We start from the raw sequence: 26,423 nt of genomic DNA, 5'->3' as shown, positions 1-26,423 counted from the left end.
CGGGTGAACATCTTCATATCAGGTCTTACGCAGTTGTCTGCCGACCAGTTCACCCTCGGCTTCACCCAATCAAAGCAAAATGCTTGCCGTGATCTCTTATCGGCCAATATTCGATGGGTCTGGAGCCATTAATCAACCACTTGCGTGGCCATCTCACAGAACAGAACGCCCGTTCAAGACCTCTCCCTTGACCTGCCAACGCCAACGCCTTGCCACTCTGGCTTGCTGTTCGCCACCCGCCTTGCAAATTGCGACTCGAATTGTTCCTGATCACAGTGACACAGTCCACCATGCGCCGGAAACTGGTCACTTTCAGCTCATTGTCGCCAAAGTCAGACACTTTTTCGGGGTGGCTGTTTTTTGACCTTGCCAGCGCCTGTCGCAGACCCGCCTCCCTCGCCTTGTCCTGCCAAGGGGTTGTGACAAGATGGCACCACGCTCGATGAGCACCCTATTAACGGCAGGAGAACAACAAGATGAACAGATCCATGATGGCAGGTATCGGTATTGGCATCGCTTCGGCCCTGGCACTCTCGGCCGCCGCCAGCGGCGCCTTCTCGACACAGGAGCCCACCTTTGCCGAGGTGATCGCCAGCAAGCCGATCACCGAGACCATCAAGACTCCCCGACAGGAGTGTCGCAACGTCACCGTGACCCACCGCAAGCCGGTACAGGATGAGCACAAGATCCTCGGCACAGTGGTGGGCGCAGCGCTGGGGGGCGTGGTTGGCCACCAGTTTGGCGGCGGCAGCGGCAAGAAGGTGGCCACTGCAGCAGGGGCCGTCGCGGGGGGTTATGCCGGTAATCAGGTGCAGGGCAATATGCAGGCGGGCGATACCTACACCACCACCGAGCAGCGTTGCAAAACCGTACAGGATACGAGCGTCAACACCATTGGTTATGACGTGACCTATCGCCTCGCAGGTCAGGAGGGGGTGATCCGCATGAAGCAAGCCCCCGGTGCCACCATTCCGGTCAAGGATGGCAAATTGGTGATCGAACAGCCAAAAGTGTGAGGTCTCCTGGCCCCACTCAGCAGCAGGCCCGCCTCTTTCGAGGCGGGCCTGTGTTTTTGGGCGGCTTGTTTCCTTTCTCACACAACAGCACGCACCACTCACGGCACCCGAACTATCACCCCTTGCAGCACTTCTTCACCGCCTGCACCACGTTCTGATACCCGGTGCAGCGGCAGAGGTTGCCCGACAGCCCGCGGCGGATCTCCGCATCGGTCAGCGGACGGCGTTCGGTCTTGTCGAGCAGGGCCGCACTCGCCATCACGAGGCCCGGGGTGCAAAAACCGCACTGCACCGCCCCCTCGTCGATAAAGGCCTGCTGCACATCGGAAAGCTCGTTACCTTTGCGTTCCCCCTCCACGGTACGAATGGATTTGCCATCGGCCCACACCGCCAGATAGAGGCAGCTGTCGATAGCGGTGCCATCCACCCGCACGGTACAGGCGCCGCACTCACCGACACTGCACCCCTCTTTCACGCTGATAAGCCCCTGCCCGCGCAGAAAGTGGAGCAGCGACATGGTGGGCGGCACTGCATAGGAGTAAGGCTTGCCGTTGATCTCGCACTGGATCTCCACTGCGGGACAGCTTTGCGGTTGCATCATAGGATCTTGCCTCCGGCACGTTCGACTGCACAGGCGACCACCCGCTGCGCCAGGATTTTGATAAGGTGCAGGCGAAACGCCTTCTCTGCCCGCCAGGAGGATCGCGGCGCCACATCGGCCACCACCGCCTCGGCAATGGCGGCCAGTGTGGCGCGAGTCAGGGGTTGCCCTTCGGCCGCCGCTTCCGCGTGAGGCGTGCGCACCGGGGTCGGGGCCGCCACGCCATAGGCCAGCCGCAGGCGCTTGAAGTGACCATCCTCAATCTGGCAGTAGGCGGCGCAGCCGATGGTGGCGATATCCATGGCCCCACGCATGGCGTATTTGAAGTAGTGGGAGCCCACATGGGGGTGAGAATCCGGCGCAAAGTGGAATGCCACCAGAATTTCCGCCGGTTGTAGCGCCACCTTGCCGGGACCGGTGTGAAAACCGGCGATGGGTATGCGGCGCGTACCATCGGGGCCGGCGATTTCCAGCTCTGCTTCCAGCGCGACAGTCGGCGCCGCCGAGTCTGCACTGGTGGCGCCATTGCAGATATTGCCGCCATAGGTGGCGACGTTGCGGATCTGCGGGCCGGCGATGGTAGCGGCCGCCTCGGCCAGCATCGGCAGGCGACGCTGCACCAGTTCGTTCTCGATGATCTCGGTAAAGGTGGTGCCGGAGCCGATGCGGATCGACCCATCAGGCAACTCGCACACCCCTTTGAGTTCGGGCAAGTCGTGAATATCGACGATATGTCGATAGGCGGCGTTGAGGTGATGCAGCTGGATCATCACATCAGTGCCGCCAGCCAGGAGACGCGCCTCAGGGTCGGCCTGACGCAGGGCGACCGCCTCGGCCACGCTGTGCGCCTTGTAGTAACGGGCAATATCAAACATGGTGTTGCTCCTCCCCTGATCCCTCGCCAATCAAACCCGCTGCGACAAACTCACGAAACAGGGTCTTGGGGGTGATGGGCAGCTCGTTGATGGCCACCCCGGTCGCCATGCGAATGGCGTTACGGATGGCGGGGCCCGGCGAGATGATGGGCGGTTCCCCCAGGGATTTGTGGCCATAGACCGACTGGGGCTCGTAGGTCTGCACGAAGTCGCATTCAAGCTCCGGCAAATCCAGCATGGTGGGGAACTTGTAGTCGAGCAGGTTGGGGTTGCGCACCACGCCAGTCTTGGCGTCGATGATCATCTCCTCGAACAGGGACCAGCCGATCCCCATCCCCATGCCGCCGTGCACCTGTCCCTCTGCCAGCTGCGGATTGAGGATCTTGCCTGCATCGTGCAGGTTGATGATGCGATTGATGGTTACCTTGCAGAGATCGATATCGACGCAGAGATCGACAAAGGTGCAACCAAAGCTCGGCGGATTGGTGGTGGTCTTGTGGGAGACCTCGGAGGTGATCTGGCCGCCGATAGTGAGATGGTAATAGGCGTTGACCGACACCTCGGCGACGCTGATCAGCACCTTCTCCGGCGCACCGGCCAGCACCACGTAGCCGTCGATCAGGGTCAGCGACCCTACATCCTGATGGCAGAGCTGGGCCGCCAGCGAGAGGATGCGGGCCCGCAACTGCAGCGCCGCCTGATGGATGGCAGGGGCCGCCACATAACTCTGGCGCGAGGCGAACGAGCCCGGATCATAGGCGGTGATGTCGGTATCCTGAGTCGAGATGACCCGGATCTGCTCAAACGGAATGCCTAACGTCTGGGCCGCCATCTGGGCAAAGACGGTGTCCGACCCCTGCCCTATCTCGGTGGCGCCGATCTGCAGATTGACGGTGCCATCCTGATTGAGCAGCATGCGGGCGCCGGCAATTTCGACCCCCACCGGATAGGTATTGGAGCCGTAGCTAAAGCACGCAACCCCGATGCCGCGCCGTACCCGACTCGCCGGATCCTGCCCCAGACACTCGGCCTTGAGCCGATCCCACTCGAACATCTCGCGACCACGCAGCAGGCAGTCCGGCAACCCGGCGCTGTAGATGGTCTTCTGGTTGACCTGATTGACATCCCCTTCCCGCGCCACGTTGGCGATCCGCACATCGAGCGGGTCTAACCCGAGTTCGGCGCAAGCGTCATCCAGCATGCACTCGAGGGCAAAAATCGCCTGCGGCGCGCCGTAACCGCGCATGGCACCGGCAGTGGGCAGGTTGCTGTAGAAGGTTTTGGCGTCATAGCCAAAGGCGCTGCGCGGATAGAGGTAGCTGATCTTGTTGCCCCCGGCGCTGGCGATGGAGTGGCCGTGAGAGGCATAGCCGCCGGTGTTGGAGAGCACGTCCAGCTGATACCCCTTGAGGGTGCCATCGCGGTTGAGGCCCATCTTGCCATCGATGGCAAAACCGTGGCGGGTGCGGGAGGCAAAGAAGCACTCCTCCCGGCTCAAGGTCACCTTGACCGGCACACCGCCGAGTTTGTAGCTCAAAAACGCCGCCATCGGCTCTTCCAGTACGTCCTGCTTGTTGCCAAAACCGCCGCCCATATAGGGCTTGATCACCCGCACGCTCGACCAGGGCAGGCCGAGGGACTTGGCCACCCGGCTGCGCACTATCTGGGGGATCTGGGTGCTGCTGACGACGATGATGTGGTCCGGCTGATCCATGTAGGCGTAGCAGGTCACCGTCTCCAGATGGCAATGCTGCACCACCGGCGTCCGGTAGTGCCCCTGAAACTGCAGATCGGCCGCAGCGATGGCCTGCTCCGGGTCATTGGCACGAAGCTGGCTTTGGCGCAGCAGATTGCCGCTCGGGTGGATGGGATAGGCATCGTCGGCCAGCGCACTTTCGGCATCCGTCATCACCGGTAGCGGCTCGTAAGTCACCTTGACCAGGGCGGCAGCCTTCTCGGCGACCAGCGGATCGCGGGCCACGACTATGGCGACCCCATCGCCAAAGTGGCGTACATGGTCGGTGAGCAGACGGCGGTCTTTCACATCCCGTTTGGCCTCATCGAGGGACCAGGCGTGACCGGCGGTGCGAAAACAGGTGGTGGGCACATCTTCATGGGTAAACACGGCTTCGACCCCGTGCAACGCCAGCGCCTCGGTCGCATCGATGGCAAGCACCTTGCCGTGGGCAATATTGCTGCGCACGTACTTGGCGTGGCGCATCCCGAGCATGATGTTGTCATCGGTATAGCGGGCGCTGCCGGTCACCTTGGCCTCGGCATCCACCCGCTTGAGCGGTAATCCTATGGACATATGCAAGTCCTTTTTTCGAAGGGAAAAATCTGGAACCGGCATAAAAAACAGCAAGATATGCGCCTGTTTCCCGCCATCGTCAGGAGAATGGGGAGAAGTGTGAAAGGGATCCCATCTCGCCCCCCCCCCTTGGCCAACCCACAGCGACAAGCCGGGATCCGCTTTTGAACAAACGGGCATAAGACGGTGAAAAAATCGGCAGGACGGGGACACCAAGGGCGGGAGCCTATCAATCTGGTAGGGGGATTTATCAAAATGGTATCGCAATGACACCACTCACTGCAGGCGGCAGAGGCGTGATGCTCCGCATAGACGGACAGCACGCAACAGGAATAAAAATGGGGCCGCCAATGCGACCCCAAACGGGCGGGTTATCCCTAAATAGCCCACCCACCAGCATAAAAGAGCACCAGTGCCAGGGCGATGATCACGGTGCCGACGTTGAGTTTGTGCCACTCCTTCGAGCAGATGCGACCGATCACCAGGGCACTGAAGCCCAACATGATGCCGGTGACGATATTGCAGGTGAGCACGATAAAGACGGCACACACCAGCCCTGACATGGCCCCGACCGAATCATTGAAATCGAGTTTGGTGACGTTGCTCAGCATCAAGAGCCCCACATACATCAGGGCCGGTGCCGTGGCATAGGCCGGCACCAGATAGGAGAGCGGCGAGAGGAACAGCATCAACAGGAACAGGCCGCCGACCACGGTCGCGGTGAGGCCGGTTTTGCCCCCCGCCGCCGTCCCCGCCGCCGATTCGATATAGACGGCAGCCGGTGCTGCCCCCACCAGACCGGAGAAGATGCTGCTGACCGAGTCGGCGCTGAGCGCCTTGCCGCTGTTGATGATGTGACCATCTTTATCGAGCAGGTTGGCCTGCCCGGCTACCGCCCGGATGGTGCCGGTAGCATCGAACACCGCCGTCATCACCAGTGCCAGCACGCTGGGCAGCACCAGCGGCGAGAGGGCCCCCATGATATCCAGACTGAAGATAAGGGACTGCCCCTGCTCGTCCGAGAGGCTCGGCAGGGCGAACAGTCCCTGATACTTCACCGCAGGATCGAAGATAAGGCCGAAAATCGAAATGGCGATGATCACCAGCAGGATCCCCCCTGGTACTCTCAGCTTCTCCAGCCCGAAGATCACCGCAAGGCCTATCAGGGACATGATGACCGGCATGGAGGTAAACGCCCCCAGCGCCACCGGCAGCCCCTCCAGCGGGTTCTTGATCACCAGCCCTACCCCGTTGGCGGCGATCAGCAGCAAGAAGAGCCCGATCCCGATGCCGGTGCCGTGGGCAATCCCCATCGGCAGGTTGTCGAGGATCCAGCTACGCACCCCGGTCACCGAGATGGCGGTAAAGAGTACCCCCATCAGGAAGACGGCACCCAGCGCCACCGGAATGGGGATCTGCTGCCCCAGCACCAGGCTGAAGGCGGTAAACGCCGTGAGGGAAATAGCGCAGCCGATGGCCATCGGCAACTTGGCCCAAAGCCCCATCAAGAGCGAACCTAAACCCGCCACCAGACAGGTGGCGACAAACACGGCACCGGGGGGGAAGCCTGCCTTGCCGAGCATGCTCGGCACCACGATCACCGAGTAGACCATGGCAAGGAAGGTGGTGAGGCCCGCCAGTACCTCCTGTCTGACATTGCTGCCCCGCTCGCTGATCATAAAGTAGCGATCAAGAGCCGTGAGCGGCTGTTTCTTTGGTGCGCTCTGGCTGACGTCATCATTGACCAGCTTTTCCACGCTGTTTGTCCTGCTGTTTGCTTGGGTCATACCCAACTCCTTCACACGCGCCTGAATGTTCCATGACGAAATGGCGACAGGATCTGCGGGTCTGCCGAGCGCCAGTCTGATGAGAAACAGGCGATGGTGGCAGAGGATGCGACAGACAGACCAGGGCAGGCAGCCTTGACTCAAACGTTTGCCTTGCTGGTCAAAAAACCGGGCCATTTCACGTTCTATGCGGGGAGATCCCCTGTCGTGCGGCAAGACTGGCGCCCTGTGGGGCACGCCAGCCGCCGTATTCGTTGGGGCTGCGCCGCGGCAGCCCACTCCAGCCCCTACCCCCGTTCATGCACCAGTTGGCCATCCACATAGGTGCGGTAGATGGATCTGTCATCACCCAAGGTCAGCAACACAAAGAGCTTGTCCCGCAGGGTGGTAGAGTTGTCATAACGCAGCTGCTGCAGCGGGGTGGCGACCGGGTCGAGCACCACAAAGTCCGCTTCCTTGCCCACCGCAAAGCTGCCGATCTTCTCGTCCAGCCCCAGCGAATGAGCGCCGCCCAGCGTCGCCAGATAGAAGGCCTGATAGGCCGAGAGACGCTCACCCTGCAGTTGCATCACCTTGTAGGCTTCATTGAGGGTCTGCAGCATGTTGAAGGTGGTACCGGCGCCGATGTCGGTGCCCATCCCCACCTTCACCTGCTTGCGCCACGCCTTGTGCAGCTTGAAAAGCCCACTGCCGAGATAGAGGTTGGAGGTGGGACAAAACGCGATGGTGGAGCCGGTCTCCTTCAGGCAATCCCACTCCTGCTCCTCCAGATGGATGCAGTGGGCAAAGACGCAGTTGTGGCCGGTGAGCCCGTGCTGGTGATAGACATCGAGATACCCCTTATGCGCCGGGAAGAGGGATTTGACCCAGGCGATCTCGTCCTTGTTCTCGCACAGATGGGTGTGCAGATAGGTAGTGGGAAACTCTTCGCGCAATCGCCGCGCCATCGCCAGCTGCTCGGGTGTCGAGGTGGGTGCAAATCGTGGTGTGATGGCATATAGAAGCCGACCGTTACCGTGCCAGCGCTCGATAAGCTGCTTGCTCTGCACATAACTGCTCTGCGCGGTATCGAGCAGATAGTCGGGCGCATTGCGATCCATCATCACCTTGCCGGCGATCATCCGCATATTGATGCGGCTCGCCGCCTCGAACAGGGCGTCTACCGACTCGGGGTGAACAGTGCCGAACACCAGCGCCGTGGTGGTGCCGTTGCGCAGCAACTGCTTGATAAAGAAGGTGGACATCTCGCGGGCATACTCGAGATCGTTGTAGCGCCGCTCGGCCGGGAAGGTGTGGCGGTTGAGCCACTCCAGCAGCTGCTCGCCATAGGCCCCCACCATCTCGCTTTGGGGATAGTGAATGTGGGTATCGACAAAGCCCGGCACTATCATCTTGCCGCGGTAATCGCGCACCCGCACTTCGGCCGGAATGCGATCCTTGCCCTCCTCCCACTGACCGAACCAGTCGATGCAGCCGTTGCGAATGATGAGCAGGCCATCCTCGATGAGACGGGCGTTGGCCTCAATCTCCTCAGGCTGATCCACCACCCGGGTGATATCGAAGAAACTGCCGCGCACCGCTTTGACAGAGTTGTCGTTTTTCATAACCGTTTCCCTGTTTCTCTTGTTCTGTTGACGTTTTTGCCGGTTTAACCGTCAGATCCGTTCCACTTGTGGCGCCACTGCTTGCCCGGGCACTGGCTCTGGTGAACCCTCACCCTTGCTGGCCAATGGCTGGCCCGCACTGCGGGCGGTAAAGATCACATCGGGCTTGTCGCTCAGCTGGATCACCTCCACCGCCTCGGCATCCTTGACGGCCGCCTTGCGTGTGCGGCTCTGGGGCAATACCAAATTCATGATGATGGCGGTGATGCCACCGGCGCAGATGGGGTTCTCCACCAGCACATAGAGGGCATCTGGCAAGACGCTGAACACGCTCGGGTCGTAGGAGACACCGAGCCCAAGGCCTAGGGAGGTGGCGACGATCAGGGTCTCCCGTCGATCCATGCCGTGGGTCAGGATGATCCGGCAACCGGCGATGGCGATCATGGAGAACATCAGGGTCATGGCCCCGCCCAATACCGGGGACGGGATGGTGGTAAAGAAACGGCCAACCACCGGGAAGAGCCCCATGATCACCAGGATCATGGCGATGAACTTGCCGACATGGCGCGACGCCACCCCGGTCATCTGGATCACCCCGTTATTCTGGGAGAAGGTGGTCAAGGGCAGTGAGCCCAGCGCCGAGGCGATCACCGATACCAGCCCATCTGCCAACACGCCACCGGAGAGGCGGCGGGTATACTCCTCCCCCTCCACCGGACGATGGGAGACGATGGCGGTGGCAGTCAGGGCCCCGACCGCCTCCAGCACGCTCAGCAGATAGATGGTGCCAGCCACCAGAAAGGCGCCGAAATCAAAGGAGAAGCCATATTTGAACAGCATGGGGACGGTCACCACCGGCAACCCCTGCAACACGGAGAAGTCCACCATCCCGAGCATGATGGAGGCGAGATACCCCACCAGCAGGCCGATGGCAATTCCCCCCATTCGCAGCAGAGGGCTCTTGCAGCAGTTGAAACCAATCACCACCGCCAGCACCAGCAGGCCGACGCCGATGTTTTCATAGTTGCCGAAGGTGCCGCTGCTCTTGGCCGCCATGCCACCGGCAAAGTCGATAATCCCGACCTTGATGAGGCACAGGCCAATCATCAGCACCACAATGCCGCTCACGGTCGGTGTGATCACCCGGGTCAAATAGGGCAACACGAACGATGCCCCCATCACCAGAAACGCCCCGACAAAGGAGATCCCCATCAGGGAAGAGATGATTTGAGCCTCGTCGATCCCATCTTTGCCCATGGCGGTCCCGATCGAGATCATCACAGTGACGAACGAGAAGTTGACCGACTGAATGGAGAGGAGGCCCGAACCGATGGGGCCATAACGGTTGACTTGCAACCAGGTCCCGATGCCCGATGCAATCATCGACATCGAGACCAGATAAGTGGTGATCTCTTGCGAGAGATTAAGGGCCGCCCCCACGATAAGGGCAGGTGCGACCATGGGAACCAGAATGGCCAGCAGATGAGTCACCGCCCCGACCAGGGATTGGCCAAAGGGGGGCTGATCTTCCAAGGCGTAGATCAGGTCAGAGTCCTTGCGCGATTTCTCAGACATCCTTCATTACTCCGGTGTATCGAACACGATCCAATAACCCCGGCGCATCACACCCCACAGTGACCCGGGTTTATCCGGCAGGCGGAGTCTGCTCCTCCTGCCGGTCTCTGCCGTTTTATGACTACAGCTTGCCCAGTTCGCGCAGGATCTGCTCCGGCGTGAAATGCCACTTGCGCAGCCAGACACCGCAGGCGTCGTGGATGGCGGTAGCGATGGCGGGCGCGGCACCGTTCACCCCGATCTCCGAGATGGACTTGGCGCCGTAAGGGCCAACCTTGTCGTCACTCGGTACCAGGAAGGCCCGGAAGTCACGCGGAATGTCGCCAATCTTGGGCGCGCCATAGCTCTTGAGATCCCGGGTGAGCGGGATGCCCTTGCTGTCGTAGCAGATCTCTTCGGTCATGGTGTGGCCGATGGCCCGCATGGTCGCCCCGTAGATCTGGCCGAGGGCCAGCTCCGGGTTGATGGGGGTACCACAGTCGAGCAGGGCGTAGAACTTGTCGAGCCGGATCTCGCCTGTTCTGACGTTGACCGCCACCTCGGCAAAGTTGGCCCCATACGGGAAGGCGAGCTCAGAGGTGATGTAGCTGGCGGTGCCCACCAGAATGCCGAAGCCGGTACCGGTCTCCGCCTTGTGGGCCAGCTTGGCGAGGCTCACCTCCCCCTGCTTGCCGCGTACTATGCCCGGGTGAACCAGCTCTACGTCTTCGACCGGCTCGCCCAGCATGGCGGCGCCGTGGAACAGGATCTTCGCCTTGAGGTTCTCGGCCGCCATCTTGGCCGCGTTGCCGGAGAAGCAGGTACCCGACGAGGCGTAGGCCCCCTTGTCGAACAGGGCGTGGTCGGTGTCACCGGAGATCACATGCACATCGCTGAGCGGGCAACCGAGCACTTCGGCGGTCAGTTTGGCCACCACGGTATCGAGGCCGGTGCCGATATCGGCGCCACCGGAGTGGACGATAAAGGTGCCGTCAGATTCCAGCTTGACCATGCAGTTGGCCTGATCGATATCCGGGATCCCCGATTTTTGCATGATGATGGCGACGCCACGACCGATGCGCCAATCCCCGTCGGCGGGTTTGGGGCTGTCCCAGGCAATCAGCTCACGACCCTGCTTGAGGATGGGCTCGAGAGCGCAACTGGCGGCGTGGGGCACAGAGGTCGGCATCTTGCCCTCACCGATGGCACCCAGCACCTTGAGGATATCCCCTTCGTGCACCCGGTTGTGCTCCACCATGTCGAGCTGATCGATGCCCAGTTTCTCGGCCAGTTCGGCAATGGCCATGGTCAGGGCGAAGTTGCCCTTGGGCGCGCCATAACCCTGATAGGCCCCGGTCGGGCAGATGTTGCTGTAGTAGGTGTTGACGGTAAAGCGCACGTTGTCGCACGGATAGAGCGGCAGGGAGAGCGCCGGGCCGTTGCTCGGCACCGTCAATGAGTGGTTGCCGTAAGGGCCGGTGTTGGCACGAAAATCCATCTCGATGGCAGTGATGGTGCCATCTTTTTTGGCCCCCACTTTCACCTTCACCTTGGCCACATGGCGGGAGGTGTTGCTGATGAACTCCTCTTCACGGGTATAGCGGAAGGTGACCGGACGGCCGGTGACTCTGGTCGCCCAGGCGCACACCTCTTCCAGCAGGATGTCCTGCTTGGAGCCAAAACCGCCCCCTACCCGCTCCTTGATCACGTGCACCTGATGTTGCTTCATGCCGACGATACGCGCTACCTGACGGCGCACGTGCCACGGCACCTGGGTGGAGGCGTGGATCACCAGACGATCGCCATCCATGTAGGTGAAGCAGATATGCGGCTCGGTCGGGCACTGCTGGGCCTGGGTCGATTCGTAGGTGCGCTCGACAATCTCGTCCGCCTCAGCAAAGCCCTTGGCCACGTCACCGATCTCACCATGGACGCTGGCGGCCAGGTTCTCGTGCGGGCGGGAGCCGATGGGGAAATTGATGATCATGTGCTCGTCGCCGCGACGCACCGAGCAGGCGTTCTGCTGCTCGAGATCCGCAGGGGCACCAGCCATATAGATAATGGGTTCGTCGTGCACCAGCGGTGCATTGGGGGCCATCGCTTCATCGATGTTCATGACCGCAGGCAGCACCTGATACTCGACCTCAATGAGTTTCAGCGCCGCCAATGCGATGGCTTCGCTCTCGGCCACCACGGCGGCGACCCGGTCACCGACGTGACGTACCTTGCGGCTGAACATGCGGCGATCGAGCGGTGACGGCTCGGGGGCACTCTGGCCACCCGGGGTGTAAAACACATCCGGGCAGTTGAGATAGGTAATGACGTGCACGACGCCCGGCAGCGCTTCGGCGCGGCTCACATCGAGTTTGGTGATCACCGCATGGGGATGGGGGCTGCGCAGCATCTTGATGATCAGCGCATCCTCGGTAACCCTGTCTTCTACATAGCAGGGCTTGGCCTGCACCATCTTGGCGGCGTCAACCTTGGGGCAGCTCTTGCCGATATGGCGCAGATCGTCGCGAAACTCGGGGGCAATCTGGCACAGGTAATCGGGATCCTTCATCCGTGAGCAGGCAAGCTCGATGGCCTGATAGAACTGCTGATAACCGCCATCGCGGTGAAACAGGCCCGAGAGGGCGTCGTCGATTTGATCACGGGTCGGCTCGGGGTGGCGATCAAGCAGGTCGGTGACGATGAGCGCCGCAGCCGGATCGTTGTAGCCGGACTGCACCACACCCACATCCACCATCGCCTGCTGCACCAGACTGAGCTGGTTCCAGCTGCCCAGCGACTCGGCGGTGCGCACCTGCGCCCCTTCCAACTGGGCGGCGATCAGCAGGGAGGCGTTGATCACCTTGCCGTTGAAGAGAATGGCGTCGGAACCGGCGAAACCAAAGCCGTCGTCGCTGTTGCGCACCGAGTGCATCCGGCACTGGTTGAACAGCACCCGCTGGGCATTGTAACCGGCCTTGCAGATGACGGTACGCAGGGCACCGTTCAGGGTAAAGTTGAGTTCCATCATGCTTGCACCTCCTGCTGCTGGCAATCCACCAGCAGATCCGCCACCACTACACCGGTGATATACCGCTTGTAACTTATGCTGCCCGCCAGATCCTCACGGGGCGAGATCAGCTCGCTCACGGCGGCTTCCAGCGCGGCATCGTGCAGATCGCGGCGCTCCAGATCCCGCAAACGCATCGGCTGCGGCGTAACGCCAGCGACGGCCACCCGCATCTCGCCAATGCTGTCGAGGGCTACCGCGGCGGTCATCACCGCCAGGCCGTCGGCGTTGCGGCTGATGCGGCGAGTGGCGCAGCGCAGTTCAGGCTCCGGCAGCACAACCCCCAGTACCAAGGCATTGCGCTGACCCGCCAGATAGGCGTCGATGGGTTGCAGCAGGTTGTTCTCCAGCACTACCACGGCTTCGAGTACCAGCAGTACCGGCAGCAGCGGGGAGTCCTGCTGCTGGCAGGCAATTTCGCCGCCAATGGTGGCCTGATTGCGCAGATGGCGGGAGTAGACAAACCCCAGCGCCTCGCACAGGGCGGCCGGGGTGCGGGGATCGTCTTTGAGGGTCTGCAGGGTGACGGTAGCGCCGATATGGAGCTGGCCATGCTGCTGTTCGATCTGGTCAAGCCCCAGCCTCTCCAGCGAGATGGCGACCTTCTTGTCGATGCGGGTCGGGGCGGCGTTAAGCTTGCTGCCGCCCCCCATGTAGACGGCGTCGTTGCCAAAGCGGGCCTTGAGTTCCAAAGCCTGACCCAGTTGCTCGGGTCGGAAGAATTGCTCAATCATGTGTCGTCCTTACTCTTGCTGCCCGCCGCCGGGGTGATCCACAGGGCGGGCAATCCGGTCCAAAACTGTGGAAGATGGCCTTAGGCCAGCTGATCCATCCGTTGCCACAGGCGGCTCGCCACCTTGCTGGCCTGCTCATAAAGGGGCGCGACATCGAACGGGAACTCGCGGTCCTGATAGACCATGCGCCCCTCCACCATCACGCTGTTGACGCTGGCAGATCCCATGCCGAAGGCGAGATGGCCACCGAGGTTGCGCGGCGCCAGCGGGGTCGGTGCGTCGTAGTCGCAGATGGTGAGGTCGGCCTTGTAGCCCGGCTCCAGGCGGCCAAATTTGGCGCCGAAGTTGCGCTCCAGCAAGGTGTTGCCGTTCCACAGGAAGCGGGCAAAGCTGTCGGGCCACAGCGCGCCACCGGCATCCTTGTGCTTGAAGTAGGCAAACTTGAGCTCTTCGAGCATGTCGGAGCCGATGCCATCGGTGCCGAGCGCCAGATTGCGAAACTGTGGCAGGTGCATGTTGTAGCCCACGTGGTTGTTCATGTTGGAGCGGGCGTTGTGCACCAGGAAGGCATCGCGGCTGTTGAGCCGCTCGATGTCGGCCGGGCTCAGGTAGATGCCGTGAGCGATCAGAGTCTTGCTGTCGATCAGGCCAAACTCGTCCAGCCGGGCAATGGGCTCCTTGCCATAGTGGTGGTGGCCGTGGGCCATGTCGTAGCGGTCTTCCGCCACATGGATATGCAGGCCGCGACCGGTGACCTGCACCGCTTCGCGCAGCATGGCCAGCCCCTCGTAGGGGACGGTGAAGGGGGCGTGGGCACCGATATGGGCCTCCACCAGATAGGGTTCATTCCCCTTGGCCTTGGCCGCATCGATCTGTTGCGCGAACAGGATGTTCTCCTCCACCCCGGCCTGCAGCTCGGCGAGACCGCCGTTGCGATCCGTGGTCTCGAAGCAGGTCATGCCGCGCAGACCCGCTTCCACAAACCCTTTGCGCAGCACATTCAGGGAGCCCTTGATGAAGTTGGGCGACGCGTGGTGGTCGATCACCGCGCTGCAGCCGCTCTTGATCGCTTCCAGCGAGCAGATGAGACCGCTGTAGTAGAGGGACTCCTCATCGAGCGCCCGATCGAGCCGCCACCAGAGGTTTTTCAGGGTGGAGATAAAGTCCGGGCAAGGGGCGATATTGGCCATGATCCCCCGCGACAGGCCGGAGTAGAAGTGGTTGTGGGCACAGACGATGCCCGGCATCACCAGCTTGCCGCCCATCTCCCGATAGTTGGCCTCCGGGTAGAGGGCCCGCAGATTGGGCCCCACCGCTTTGATAAACGATCCTTCGATGGCGATATCCACCCCTTCCAGCACCCGGGTCGGCTCCAGCTGGACAGCGGTGACGTTCTTCAGAATAAACATGGTTTGCTCCTTCGCTTATTCGTGGTTCGCTCAGGCCTCGACGGCCCCCAGCAGGTAGTGGTGATGAGCATGGACATGGCTGATGATCCGGCACATGTCGCAAAGGGCCGCTGGCGCATCCTTGATCTGGCTCTGGGCGTCTATGGTCAGGCGATAGGTCTCGCCATCCTGACGCACCCGCAGCTCACCGCCATCCGCCAGATAGAAACCGGGGTTGCGGCTGTTGTCGAAATCCTCCGGCAGGCTGAATATGGTCACCTTGTCCTGATAGGGCTTGCCCTGCCACGGGCAGAACTGGGCGCAGTTGCCGCACTCGTTGCAGTAGGCATCCAGGTGCAGGGTCTGGAACTGATCCTTGAAGCCCGGCACCGCGATGGCGACGTTGGCCCGGTTGGGGCAGACATCCACGCACTTGCTGCAGAGGTAGTTGCACTCGAGACAGCGGTGCGCCTCTTGCGCCACGAAGGCATCGCGCTCGGTTTTGTCAACCAGGGTGACGGCGATGCTCCCCTTGCGGCGGTAGATCTCATCCTTGCCCGATGGCTGGATGGTCACTTCACTCTGCTGGCTGGCGATATGCTCGCGAGAGAGCACCAGATCCGCGGCGCGGCGGGCACCACCGATGGCACCGACGATGGAGGACGGGCCGCTCTGCACGTCACCGATGAGGAAGACGTTGCGACGGCTGGTTTCGCCGCTCTGGCTATCCACGTCCGGCCAGCCATCGCTGCCAAGAGGAATGCCCATCGCTTTGAGCACTTCGCAATCAGGCTGTTCGCCGATGGCGGTGATCAAGGCATCCATCTGCATCACTTCGGTCTGCTCGGTGGGCACCGGACGGCGGCGGCCCTGCTCGTCAGGATCCCCCAGCGCCATCATCCGCACGGTGAGCTTGCCATCTTTCTCAAAACGCTCCGGATTGGTGAGGAAGCAGAAACGCACCCCATCTTCCACCGCTTCCAGATACTCTTCGCGATAGGCGGGCATCTCTTTCTCGCTGCGACGGTAGATCACGGTCACATCGCTGACACCCGGCACCTTGAGGGCGGCGCGGGCGCAGTCCATGGAGGTGTTACCGGCGCCGATCACCGCCACATGGCGGCCGAGCGGCAGCGGTTTGCCCTGATTGAAGCTGCGCAGGAAGTTGAAGGACTTGTAGACCCGATCATGTCCCCCTTCGAGGCGCATGCCGCCATTCTTGTCGGCACCGATGCCGACGAAGACATAGGTAAAGCCCTGGGCGTGCAGCTTGTCGACGGTGAGCGCCGGATCGCAACCAAACTCGAACTTGACCCCGTGAGCGGCAACAAAGTCGATATCGTGCTGGATAAGCTCGGCCGGAATGCGGAACTCGGGGATGATGTGCTTGACCACGCCACCGGCATCCGCTTCGCGCTCGAACACGGTGACCGGATGGCCGGCGCGGGCCAGGAAGTAACCGGCGGAGAGACCGGCAGGGCCTGCACCAATGACCGCAACCGGGTGCTTGTCACCACTGCCTGCCGGTTTGTGCCAGCGGGCCTTGTACCCTTCCCAGCCCCGCTCCAGCGCCACTTTTTTCAGCTCGCGGATATTGAGCGCGCTGTCGTAGTCGAGACGGGTACAGTTGTACTGGCACTGGTGATCGCAGATGTGGCTGGTGATGGCGGGCAAGGCGTTGCGCTGATAAATCAGCTCAAGGGCTGCCACATACTCCCCCTCGCCCATCAGGCGAATGTACTCGGGGATATCCTGATGCACAGCGCAGGCGGTGACGCAGGGCGCCACGTAGCAGTCAGTCAGCGGCAGGCCGCCCCCCACTTCGATACGATCCTCGGACTTCCACTCCTTCTGGGTGTAATCCATGGTGAGCGCCTTGGCGGCCAGCGCCTCCAGCTTGGCCACATCCACCTGACTCATGCCCCAGCAGTCCGACGCATCTATCTCTTTGAGGCACTCGATCTGGCGCAGGTAGCCGCCCGGTTTGAGCAGGTCGGTGGCCATGGTGATGGGACGAATACCGGTCTCGAAGATCTCCGCGATATTGAACTTGCTGGCGCCACCCGAGTAGGAGATGGGCAGCTTGCCATCAAAGGCGCGAGACAACACAGCCGCCACGTTGATGGAGAGCGGGAACAGCGCACGGCCGGACATATACATCTCATCCCCCGGCAGCGCCCCTTTGCGGTTGATGGTGCCGAGGGTGTTGGTCAGCTTGACCCCGAAGGTGAGCCCCTTCTCGGCCCCCAGCGCCATCAAGCGGGTCAGCATCGCCTTGGCCTGATCCAGCTTGAGGTCGTGATCGAACGACTCTTCGCTCAGACCAATGTAATCAAAGCCGCAGGTATCGAGGATCTCGCGCACCCGCGGGTAGCCCAGCAGGGTCGGGTTCAGTTTGACGAAGGTGTTGAGCCCCTTCTCTTCCAGCATGTAGCGGCAGATGGCCTCGATCTCGTTCGGCGGGCAGCCGTGCATGGTGGAGAGGGTGACACCGTGCACTAGATTGGCCGGGATGCGATCCACCAGCTGTTGCAGACGATCACGCCGCGCCCCCAGTCCCAGCTCGGCGATAAACTGCTCGTCGACCACCAGCTCGCGCAGCACCTGCTGGTACTCGGCAAACTTCGGACTTTGGCTTGCATCCATCAGACTGTGGATGAACTGCTGCATCGGTGGCTGTTTGATGCCATCGAGGTTGTAACCCACGCTCATGTTGAAGATGAAGGACTTGGCCTCTCCGTCGAGCCGCGGGTCGAACACCTCTTCTAACAGGTAGAGGGCAAACCAGGCTTTAAGATACTCGTCAAATGCCTTGGGCAGGGTGAACTCGGTAGACCACTCGGTGTTGAAGCACTCGTCTTCAGCATCGATGCAGGGCTTTTCCAGTTCGAGACAATCCAGGATCTGCACCGTCTTGAGCTCGATAAAGCGCCCGCCGGTCAACCAGGAAGTGACGATGTTTTGGGCCAACTGGGTATGGGGGCCGGCTGCCGGACCAATGGGGGTCTCGCAGGTTTCACCGAACACCTTGATCTTGCGCTCGTCCTGCTTGCGATAGAATTGCGCGGCGGGAATACCGAAAATGCTCTGACTCTCTTTATATTCCGCAAAAATACGAGTCAACAGGTTCTTGAACGGAACGGGTCGCATAATATCGCCCATGGCTATCTCCTTGCAGCTGTTCTGCCCATTGGCAGCATGAATAAATGGGGTATCCGCACGGGTGTTCCCCCTTGGCAAGGAGAAGAGCAACAATCAGGCCACTACAGTTACAAAACTATTTTTTACGGTAAAAGCGTGAGACAGCTCCAATTAATGGAGAGAATTTACGATGCCACCATTATGGGTATTGCGAGTAGTTATCAATCACTCTGGAATTTACTTAATGAGCAGTTCAAAAAGAACTCGCCCTATCAGATCAAGTGCGAGAAATATCACTTTGATACGCCATTTATCTCCCCGTTATCTTTTTAAAACAGGGTGATTTCGTGGGCTAACTCTCATTTTCAAGAATGCCACCCAGCAGCGCCTGATAGCGCTCCGGGGTATCCACATCAAACAGGATGGCGGGGCTGTCAACTGGCACCATACGGTGCTGATGCCCGTGCAACCAGCGCCGCACCGATGGCTGCATCGGGGCCGCTGCCAGCTCGCGGGCAAGGGATTTTGGCAGCAACACCGGATGGCCCGCCTCCCCCAGCCAGGTGGGAAAGAGTGTCTCACAGCCCCGTGCCAGCCAGAGCTGTTGATAGACCTCGCGCGGGATACAGGGGAGATCCCCGTGGCTGATAAAGAGGTAGTCAGCGTCACTGGCCGCCAGGGCGCAGCGGATGGAGCTGCCCAGGCCCTGCCGATAGTCGGGGTTGTGGACGACAACAATATCCGGCCGTGATCCGTAGCGGGCTTGAAGCTCCTCGCCACGATGGCCCACCACCAGAATAACCCGCTGACAAAAGGCCAGGGCATTTTTGAGACTTGCATCAAGCATTGTCCCCTGGCAATAAGGTAGCATCATTTTCCAAGTACCCATTCGGGAAGATAAACCCGCCGCTGTTATTATACAGTCACACTGCACTTGTTCCTGGCAACGTTGTTTTCCACTCCCTTCGATATTTATTTTGGTCGTCATTATGTCGCACCCACACGTTGTTGCTGTCGCATTTCCAGATATAGATCCACTATTAAACTCGCTCACCAAAAATATTGATAGCCATACCACCTTAATTAGCCTCTGCGGCGCCGGTGGAAAAACCAGCACCCTGTTCTGGCTGGCGGAATATTTTTATCAACAGGGTAAAAGGGTGCTAATTACCACCACCACCCGGATGTTTCTGCCTGCCCCGTCACACTATCGGGAATTGATTATCGAGACGGATCCCGTTCGTCAACTTACCCGCTGTCAGACGCTACCGGATGGCCCGGCGCTGGTTGCCCTGTTCAGCCATCTCGACGAGCGCACCGGAAAGGTGGCGGGCCCCACGCCCCAGCAGATTGATCTCATCAAGGGGCAGCAGCGCTTCGATCTGATCCTGGTCGAAGCGGATGGCGCCCATCACAAGTTATTGAAAGTGCCCGCTTTGCACGAACCTTGCATTCCTCAGCACAGTGATTGGGTGATCGCCCTGACGGGCGGCGCCATGGTGGGGGCCAAGGCCGACCCGCAGCAGATCCACCGCTGGGCAGAGCTTCAGGCCCTGTGCGGGATAGAGGCCGGTGACCCCCTCGACTGGGCCCTGTTTCACCAGCTGCTCTCCCACCCCGAGGGGCTGTTCAAAGGCACCCCGGCCAGGGCGCGCCAGATCTGGTTTATCAATGGGGATTATCAAAATGAGGCGTCGTGGCTCGATGAATTGATAAAGCTGCATAGCCGCCACCCCGAGATCCATGCCATCTGGCAGGGGGCGGTTCGCGAGCCACAGCCCATTCGCCTCGCACTCGGTTACTTCGCTCAGGATGAGGCACAGCCGCCTCGCCCATGATGGTTTAAGGATAAGAAGAGGTACCTTATGAATCTGTTTGCACACGCAGCCCGACTGGAACAGGAGAACACGCCGTTTGCCATGGCCCAGATCATCGAGAGCCGAGGCTCCACCCCGCGCCATCAGGCCCAGATGCTGGTGATGGCCGATGGCCAGATCATCGGCACCATCGGCGGCGGCATGATCGAGCGGCTGGTGATCGAGGAAGCGATGGCCGCCATTGCCGAGCGCAAGCCGCGCATCTTCCACGGCCGGATGGCGCGCAACGGCGAACATGCGGTCGGGTCGGATTGCGGTGGTGCCATGTCGGTCTATATCGATGTCTATGGTCTGCGACCACGGCTGGTGCTCATTGGTGCCGGCCACGTCAACCGGGCTGTGGCCCATGCTGCGGCGCCGCTCGGCTTTGATGTCCATGTAGGGGATTGCTTCGAGGGGAGCCTCAACCCTGACCTCTTCCCCGCCGGCACTCACCTCAAACAGGCCGATACCATCAGCGCGGTGATCGATAAACTGGCCATCGAGCCCGCCAACTTCGTCATCATCGCCACCAACCATCAGGACAAGGAGGCGCTGGATCGGCTCATCAGCCGTCCCCTCGCCTATCTGGGGCTGCTCGCCAGCAAGCGCAAGGTGCAGACCTTCACCCAGGCGCTGCGCCAGCAAGGGGTGAGCCAGGAGCAACTGCAGCAGCTGCACGCCCCCATCGGCTACAACATCGGCGCCGAGACCCCCGAGGAGATCGCCATCAGCATTCTCGCCGAGTTGTTGCAGGTGAAAAACGGCAAGGCAGGCGGTCTGATGCAGGATGATGTGCGCCTCAAGCGGGATCAGCTGGTGGTGATGCGTGGCTCCGGCGATATCGCCACCGGGGTGGCACTGCGCTTGCACAATGCCGGTTTCAAGGTGGTGATGCTGGATCTCGACAAGCCCACGGTGATCCGCCGCACTGTCGCCTTCGCCCAGGGGATGTTCGACGGTGAAACAAGCGTCGAAGGAGTACGAGCCAAGCGGGTCGAGTGCGTCGAGCAGGCGTTCGAGCAGCTGGATCGGGGCGTCATTCCGCTACTGGTTGACCCCGACTGTGCCACCCTCGCCGAGCTCAAGCCCCGCTATCTGGTGGATGCCATCCTCGCCAAGCAGAATCTCGGCACCCACAAGGAGATGGCCCCCATTACGGTAGCCCTTGGCCCGGGGTTTGAGGCGGGGCGCGACTGCAATGCGGTGATCGAGACCAACCGCGGCCACCATCTGGGGCGGGTCATCTATCAGGGCCCTGCCCAGCCCAACACCGGCATTCCCGGGGTGATCGAGGGACACTCTGCCCGCCGGGTGGTGCGCGCCCCCGCCCCCGGGGTGATGAAGAGCCTGATCAAGCTCGGCGATCTGGTGCAGGAGGGAGATGTGATTGCCCATGTGGGGGATGCCCCTATTATCGCGCCGCTCTCCGGCATGGTGCGGGGGCTGCTCAGCGATGGCATCGAAGTGCCTATCGGCTTCAAGATTGGCGATATCGACCCGCGTGGCGAGCGCGCCGATGCCACCACCGTCTCTGACAAGGCCCGCGCCATCGGCGGCGCCGTGCTGGAAGCCATGATGCATCTGGCCAAGCGCAGATAAGATCAATGCGCGTACACTCTCAGCGCCAAGCAAAAGCCCCACCAAGATGGTGGGGCTTTTGTCGATCTGTCGGGTTATGCCACTCCCTTTACCTCTGGGAAATCTGCATCACGACCGGGTTCGTTGCAATCGCCAGGCTCGCACCGCCAGCACAACCAGAGTGATGGCGGTGAGCGGCAGCACAAAACCGGTTAGCGCTGCGCTGAACTGACCTTGCAGCGGACTGGACGTGGCGTGGAGGATCAGCCAGCAGGTGTAGCCGATGTAGTAGGCCAGAAACAGGGCCCCTTCCCAGCGGGCGATGGTGTAACCGGTAAAGAAGATGGGCAGGCAGGCAAGCGCCACCGCAATCATTACCGGAATATCGAACTGAAGGGCGGTGGCCGACACTTCAAGCCCACCGGGAGTGACGATGGAGGTAAGCCCCAGCACGCAGAGGATATTGAAGATATTGCTGCCCACCACGTTACCCACAGCGATATCCCGCTCCCCGCGCAGGGCTGCAACGATGGAGGTCACCACTTCGGGCAAGGAGGTACCGGCCGCCACTATGGTCAAGCCGATGATCAGATCGCTCACCCCGAAGTAGTGGGCAATCTCAACCGCACTGCCAACCAGCAGGCGGGAGCCGAGGATCAGCAGACCCAGACCTGCGGCAATAAAGAGCAGATTGCGCAACCAGTTGCCCGCCGTACTCGCTTCACGGGTACCAAACTCCTGCTCGTACTCCGCCTGCACCGCTTTGTTTTCCCGTCGACTCTGGACAAAGAGAAACGCGGTGTAGGCGATGATGCCGGCAAACAGCAGCGCCCCTTCCAGTGGTGCAATACGGCCATCGTAGCCCAGCAACAACACCAGAAAAGAGACCACTATCATCAAGGGCACATCGAGACGTACCAGTTGCTGGGAGACGGTCAACGGTACGATCAGTGCCGAAATACCTAAAATAAACAGCACGTTGAAAATATTGCTGCCGACCACGTTCCCCACCGCTATCCCTGCCTGCCCCTCGAGGCCAGACTGGATACTCACAGCCAGCTCGGGAGCACTGGTCCCAAAGGCCACTATGGTCAATCCCACCACCAGTGGCGATATCCCCATCATGGTGGCGAGGCGAGATGCGCCCCGCACCAGAGATTCGGCCCCCACCACCAGACACACCAGGCCTACAGCCAACCACACCAGCGTCATCATACGGTCTCATCCTTGCCGTTAGGTTCGTTGAAATAATCACAATAAATCAGATACCTGCGCTCCAGCACAGTCAGACCACGCCATTGTAACTAGGGGCTGGTCCCCTGTCGCGGGCTCTTTTGAGTGCCGTTTATCGTGCACTGGCAGCCCAGTCACCACTCAACCGTGCTTGATACGGGTTTCCCCCGCCACCGACACCACGGAGCGCTTGCCCTTGCGGCTGATGACGAGAAGCGCCAGTACGATAAGGGCGATGCCGCACCCCTCCACCGGCCCCGGGTTTTCCCCCAGCAGCCACCAGGAGAGCAGCACACCAGTCACCGGCACCGCCAGGGTGCTGAGGCTGGCAATACCCGCCGGCAGCTTTTTCAGCACGAACAGCCAGAGGCTCCAAGCCAGCGCCGTGGCGAAGATGGCGCTATAAGCCAGCGCCCCCATCACGTAGGGCTGCCAGTCGATGGGGCGCTCCGGCACCAGCGCCGCCACTAGCGCCATCACTATGGTTGCGTAGATCATCTGCCAGGTGGTGAGGGACATCAGATCCACCCCGGGATGGCGGGCATACATCCGCTTGGCGATGATGGCGCTGATCCCCCAGCAGATGCCGGAGAGGATCGCCAAGAGGGCACTCTTGAGGGATTCAAGATGCAGCAACCAGGGCTGGATCACCAGCAGCAGCCCGCAGGCCGCCACTCCGACCGCCAGATAGTGCAGCTTGCGCATCCGCTCGCCGAGAAAGAGCGCCGCGAAGATCACCACCCAAAACGGCATGGTGTAACTCAAAATGGCCACCTTGCCCGCCCCGCCGCTGATCAACGCCCACTGGGCCAACCCCACCATGCCGCAGGTCTGGAACAGGGCGATGGCTAATGTATAGCGAAACGGGGTGGGTTTGAGATAACGGCGGCCGCGCAGGGCCAGCACCAACAACAACACCAATGAACCGCACAGGCAGCGCAGGGCGGTGAACTCGAACGCCCCCGCGTAGAGCATTACCTGCTTCATCACGATCCAGCTGTAACTCCAGATGGCGGTGAGCAGAACAAGCCCCCCCAGCGCCGCCATATTGATCTTTCCGCTCATCTCTCACCACGCATTGCTCTGCCTCTCGCCTCTTGTTCCGATGGACCAACCCCTTACCGGGGTGGCTATCTTACCCCTGTGCTGGCGGGCTGCCCACGATCTATGGGAAATCGACCTCAGCCACAGTAGCGCCCGAGCCAAAAACAGCAGGGGGCCAAGGCCCCCTGTCTATCACCCCGTCATCGCGTTGCACGCTACAGGCTGATCCCGGTCCCGGTCTTGCCGGCAATCCCCTCGGCTGCCTTCTCCAGCAAGGTGATCAGAGACTTGCGCCCCGGCAGGGATGTGGCAAACGAGAGCGCCGCTTCCACCTTGGGCAACATGGATCCCTTGGCAAACTGCCCCTGGGCGATAAAGCTGTTGGCATCGGCCACGCTCAGCTGATCGAGCCACTGCACATCGGGCTTGCCGAAGTTGATGGCCACTTTCTCTACCGCGGTGAGGATGATCAACATGTCGGCGTCGATGAGCTCCGCCAGCTTGGCACTGGCCCAATCCTTGTCGATCACCGCGCTGGCGCCGCGCAGGTGATTGCCCTCCCGCAGCACCGGAATGCCGCCGCCACCGACGGTGATCACCACCTGACCGGCGGCCAGCATGGCAGAGACGGTCTCTTTCTCGATGATGTCGACGGGTTTGGGGGAGGCCACTACCCGGCGATAGCCACGACCGGCATCCTCTTTGAGCCGCTCGCCCTTGGCCATCAGCGCCTCGGCCTCCTCCTTGCTGAAGAAGCCGCCGATGGGCTTGCTCGGGTCGAGGAAGGCGGGATCGTTTTTATCCACCTCTACTTGCGTCACCAGAGTGGCGACCGGCTTGTGGATGCCGCGTTCCAGCAGGGCTTCACGCAGGGCATTTTGCAGGTCATAACCGATATAACCCTGACTCAGGGCCACGCAGACCGACATGGGCAGATGGGGGGACTTGGGCTCGTGGCGGGCCGCCACTTCGAACGCCTGCTGGATCATCCCCACCTGCGGCCCGTTGCCGTGGGTGACCACTACCTCGTGCCCCTGGGCGATCAGGTCGGCGATGGTGTGCGCCGTGCTCTGCACCGCCTTCATCTGCTCGGGCAGGTTATTGCCCAGAGCATTGCCCCCCAGGGCCAGTACGATACGCTGTTTCATCTTGTGCTCTCCGATGATAAGGGTGGGCCGGCGTCATACCGGCTCGGTTGTTCTGTCTATCACTGTGCTAATTGCTGTTCTCGGGCCGCTTCGCCCAGCAGCGGATCAACGGGTGCCCTGGCCAGAAAGCGGCCATGACCACGCCGCCCCAGAAACTCGCCATCGCGAGCGACTATCTCGCCGCGACTGAGAGTCATTCTGATCTGTCCGGGGCAGCGCATCCCCTCGTAGGGGCTGTAGTCACCGTTGTCATGCAGCGCGGCATGGCGGATCAGGGTCTCGCCACGGGGATCCATGATCACCAGATCGGCGTCGGCCCCCGGTTGCAAGTTGCCCTTGCGCGGCCAGAGGCCAAACAGGCGCGCCGGGTTGGCGCTGGTGAGCGCCACAAAGCGGGACGGCGAGATGCGCCCGCCCAATACCCCGTGGGCAAACAGCAGCAGCATCCGGTTCTCGACGCCCGGCAAGCCGTTGGGGCAGCGGCTGAAATCACCGCCCGAGAGGGTCATGCGCTGGGCGTGGGAGAAGTTGCAGTGATCGGTCGCCACCGTGTCGATGTCGCCCGCAGCGATGCCGACCCACAGCTTGTCCTGCTCGCGGCGTGAGCGCAGCGGCGGGCTCAGCAGATAGTCGACTCCGTTCTCCCGGTAGTAGCAGGAATCATCCAAAAGCAGATATTGCGGGCAGGTCTCCACCCAGACTGGCTGGCCCTGACGGCGCGCCAATTTCAGATACTCCAGCCCCAGTCCGTTGGAGAGGTGGACGATATAGAGCGGGGCATTGCCCGCGAGCCCCGCCAGATTGATCATCCGGGCGATGGCCTCCGCCTCGCACTCCAGCGGGCGGCTTTGCGGGTGATACCAGGGCTCATGATGACCCGCGGCGAGCAATGCCGCACGGCGCGCCGCGATGGCGGCATCGTTCTCGGGATGGACGGTGGCGAGCGCCCCCACCTCCTTGAGGCGGGCCAGCGCGCGCAGCACGTCATGGTCCCCCAGCTTGTACTGGTAGGTGAGATAGAGCTTGAAGCTGCTGATCCCCTCCTCCTGCACCATGGCGGCCATCTCATTAAGGATGGCGTCATCCACATGCTGGATCACGCCGTGAAAGCTGTAGTCGATCACCGCCTGATCGGCGGCGTAGTCGTGATAGCGGGCCAGCTGGTGATGCAGGTTGCACCCCGCCGGGCCAAATCCCATGTGATCGACGATGGTGGTGGTGCCACCACAGGCGGCGGCACGGGTACCGATGAAAAAATCATCGCAACTGCGGGCAATCCCCACATCGATGTTGAAGTGGGTATGGACGTCGATACCGCCCGGCATTACATAGTAGCCGCTGGCATCGATCAGCTCGGTTTCGCCATCGGGCTGGATATCGGCGGCACGGGCGCGGATCACCCCGTGCTCGATCAGCAGATCCTGACGATATTCACCCTGCGCATCGACCAGCACACCGTTTTTGATCAGCCGTTTCATCCCCACCACCT

Annotated in this window: 19 protein-coding genes; 4 read left to right on the top strand and 15 right to left on the bottom strand. The window is 61.3% G+C overall.

What is annotated here, in order from left to right; all coding sequences use genetic code 11:
- The first annotated feature begins 476 nt into the window (after nt 1-476).
- The gene (locus BN1125_RS06210) at nt 477-1,016 is read left to right on the top strand and encodes a glycine zipper 2TM domain-containing protein (protein WP_042011271.1); all 540 of its coding nucleotides are present in this window, start codon (nt 477-479) and stop codon (nt 1,014-1,016) included.
- A 115-nt stretch (nt 1,017-1,131) separates the two neighbouring features.
- Here BN1125_RS06210 and xdhC read toward each other — a convergent pair whose 3' ends face one another.
- From xdhC to ygfK, 10 genes are all read right to left on the bottom strand, one after another.
- Nucleotides 1,132-1,617 carry a xanthine dehydrogenase iron sulfur-binding subunit XdhC gene (gene xdhC, locus BN1125_RS06205; RefSeq protein ID WP_042011269.1) on the bottom strand — a complete coding sequence of 162 codons (486 nt, stop codon included), beginning with the start codon at nt 1,615-1,617 and terminating at the stop codon, nt 1,132-1,134.
- Nucleotides 1,614-2,492: a xanthine dehydrogenase FAD-binding subunit XdhB gene (gene xdhB, locus BN1125_RS06200; RefSeq protein ID WP_042011268.1), complete on the bottom strand. Its 879-nt coding sequence runs from the start codon at nt 2,490-2,492 to the stop codon at nt 1,614-1,616. Before xdhB ends, xdhC begins: the two co-directional genes overlap by 4 nt.
- A complete protein-coding gene (gene xdhA / locus BN1125_RS06195) occupies nt 2,485-4,803 on the bottom strand; it encodes a xanthine dehydrogenase molybdenum-binding subunit XdhA (RefSeq protein WP_042011267.1) in 2,319 nt (772 codons plus the stop codon). Before xdhA ends, xdhB begins: the two co-directional genes overlap by 8 nt.
- 377 nt (nt 4,804-5,180) lie before the next feature.
- Nucleotides 5,181-6,482 carry an NCS2 family permease gene (locus tag BN1125_RS06190; protein ID WP_208854224.1) on the bottom strand — a complete coding sequence of 434 codons (1,302 nt, stop codon included), beginning with the start codon at nt 6,480-6,482 and terminating at the stop codon, nt 5,181-5,183.
- A gap of 395 nt (nt 6,483-6,877) precedes the next feature.
- Nucleotides 6,878-8,194 carry a guanine deaminase gene (gene guaD, locus BN1125_RS06185; RefSeq protein ID WP_042011266.1) on the bottom strand — a complete coding sequence of 439 codons (1,317 nt, stop codon included), beginning with the start codon at nt 8,192-8,194 and terminating at the stop codon, nt 6,878-6,880.
- A gap of 51 nt (nt 8,195-8,245) precedes the next feature.
- Nucleotides 8,246-9,769: a nucleobase:cation symporter-2 family protein gene (locus tag BN1125_RS06180; RefSeq protein ID WP_042011265.1), complete on the bottom strand. Its 1,524-nt coding sequence runs from the start codon at nt 9,767-9,769 to the stop codon at nt 8,246-8,248.
- 121 nt (nt 9,770-9,890) lie between these two features.
- The gene (locus tag BN1125_RS06175) at nt 9,891-12,770 is read right to left on the bottom strand and encodes a molybdopterin-dependent oxidoreductase Mo/Fe-S-binding subunit (protein WP_208854223.1); all 2,880 of its coding nucleotides are present in this window, start codon (nt 12,768-12,770) and stop codon (nt 9,891-9,893) included.
- Nucleotides 12,767-13,543 (bottom strand): molybdopterin-dependent oxidoreductase FAD-binding subunit, encoded by a 777-nt coding sequence (gene ygfM, locus BN1125_RS06170; RefSeq protein ID WP_042011264.1) that lies wholly within the window; start codon nt 13,541-13,543, stop codon nt 12,767-12,769. The genes BN1125_RS06175 and ygfM overlap by 4 nt, the downstream gene beginning before the upstream one ends.
- A gap of 80 nt (nt 13,544-13,623) precedes the next feature.
- Nucleotides 13,624-14,952, bottom strand: coding sequence for a putative aminohydrolase SsnA (ssnA, locus tag BN1125_RS06165; RefSeq protein WP_042011263.1), 1,329 nt, complete (start codon nt 14,950-14,952; stop codon nt 13,624-13,626).
- Between the two features lie 30 nt (nt 14,953-14,982).
- Nucleotides 14,983-18,093, bottom strand: a complete 3,111-nt coding sequence (ygfK, locus tag BN1125_RS06160; protein WP_042011261.1) for a putative selenate reductase subunit YgfK — start codon at nt 18,091-18,093, stop codon at nt 14,983-14,985.
- A 36-nt stretch (nt 18,094-18,129) separates the two neighbouring features.
- On the opposite strand from ygfK, the gene BN1125_RS19355 reads away from it, so the two are divergent.
- The gene (locus tag BN1125_RS19355; protein ID WP_156993151.1) at nt 18,130-18,405 is read left to right on the top strand and encodes a hypothetical protein; all 276 of its coding nucleotides are present in this window, start codon (nt 18,130-18,132) and stop codon (nt 18,403-18,405) included.
- Between the two features lie 19 nt (nt 18,406-18,424).
- Here the strand turns inward: BN1125_RS19355 and mocA are convergent, their stop codons facing one another.
- The gene (mocA, locus tag BN1125_RS06155) at nt 18,425-19,060 is read right to left on the bottom strand and encodes a molybdenum cofactor cytidylyltransferase (RefSeq protein WP_084202268.1); all 636 of its coding nucleotides are present in this window, start codon (nt 19,058-19,060) and stop codon (nt 18,425-18,427) included.
- 1 nt (nt 19,061) lies between these two features.
- On the opposite strand from mocA, the gene yqeC reads away from it, so the two are divergent.
- Nucleotides 19,062-19,910: a selenium cofactor biosynthesis protein YqeC gene (yqeC, locus tag BN1125_RS06150; RefSeq protein WP_042011259.1), complete on the top strand. Its 849-nt coding sequence runs from the start codon at nt 19,062-19,064 to the stop codon at nt 19,908-19,910.
- A gap of 27 nt (nt 19,911-19,937) precedes the next feature.
- Entirely contained in the window at nt 19,938-21,530 is a 1,593-nt protein-coding gene (yqeB, locus tag BN1125_RS06145; RefSeq protein ID WP_042011258.1) for a selenium-dependent molybdenum cofactor biosynthesis protein YqeB, read from the top strand.
- 108 nt (nt 21,531-21,638) lie between these two features.
- Here the strand turns inward: yqeB and BN1125_RS06140 are convergent, their stop codons facing one another.
- From BN1125_RS06140 to hydA, 4 genes are all read right to left on the bottom strand, one after another.
- Nucleotides 21,639-22,724, bottom strand: coding sequence for a calcium/sodium antiporter (locus BN1125_RS06140; protein ID WP_042011257.1), 1,086 nt, complete (start codon nt 22,722-22,724; stop codon nt 21,639-21,641).
- A 159-nt stretch (nt 22,725-22,883) separates the two neighbouring features.
- Entirely contained in the window at nt 22,884-23,807 is a 924-nt protein-coding gene (locus tag BN1125_RS06135) for a DMT family transporter (protein ID WP_042011256.1), read from the bottom strand.
- Nucleotides 23,808-24,001: 194 nt separating this feature from the next.
- Nucleotides 24,002-24,934, bottom strand: a complete 933-nt coding sequence (arcC, locus tag BN1125_RS06130) for a carbamate kinase (protein ID WP_042011254.1) — start codon at nt 24,932-24,934, stop codon at nt 24,002-24,004.
- Nucleotides 24,935-24,993: 59 nt separating this feature from the next.
- Nucleotides 24,994-26,412, bottom strand: coding sequence for a dihydropyrimidinase (gene hydA, locus BN1125_RS06125; protein WP_042011336.1), 1,419 nt, complete (start codon nt 26,410-26,412; stop codon nt 24,994-24,996).
- Nucleotides 26,413-26,423 lie beyond the last annotated feature (11 nt).

The sequence above is a fragment of the Aeromonas fluvialis genome (assembly GCF_000819885.1).
Classification (GTDB): domain Bacteria; phylum Pseudomonadota; class Gammaproteobacteria; order Enterobacterales; family Aeromonadaceae; genus Aeromonas; species Aeromonas fluvialis.
This window is presented reverse-complemented; position numbering and strand designations above follow the sequence as displayed.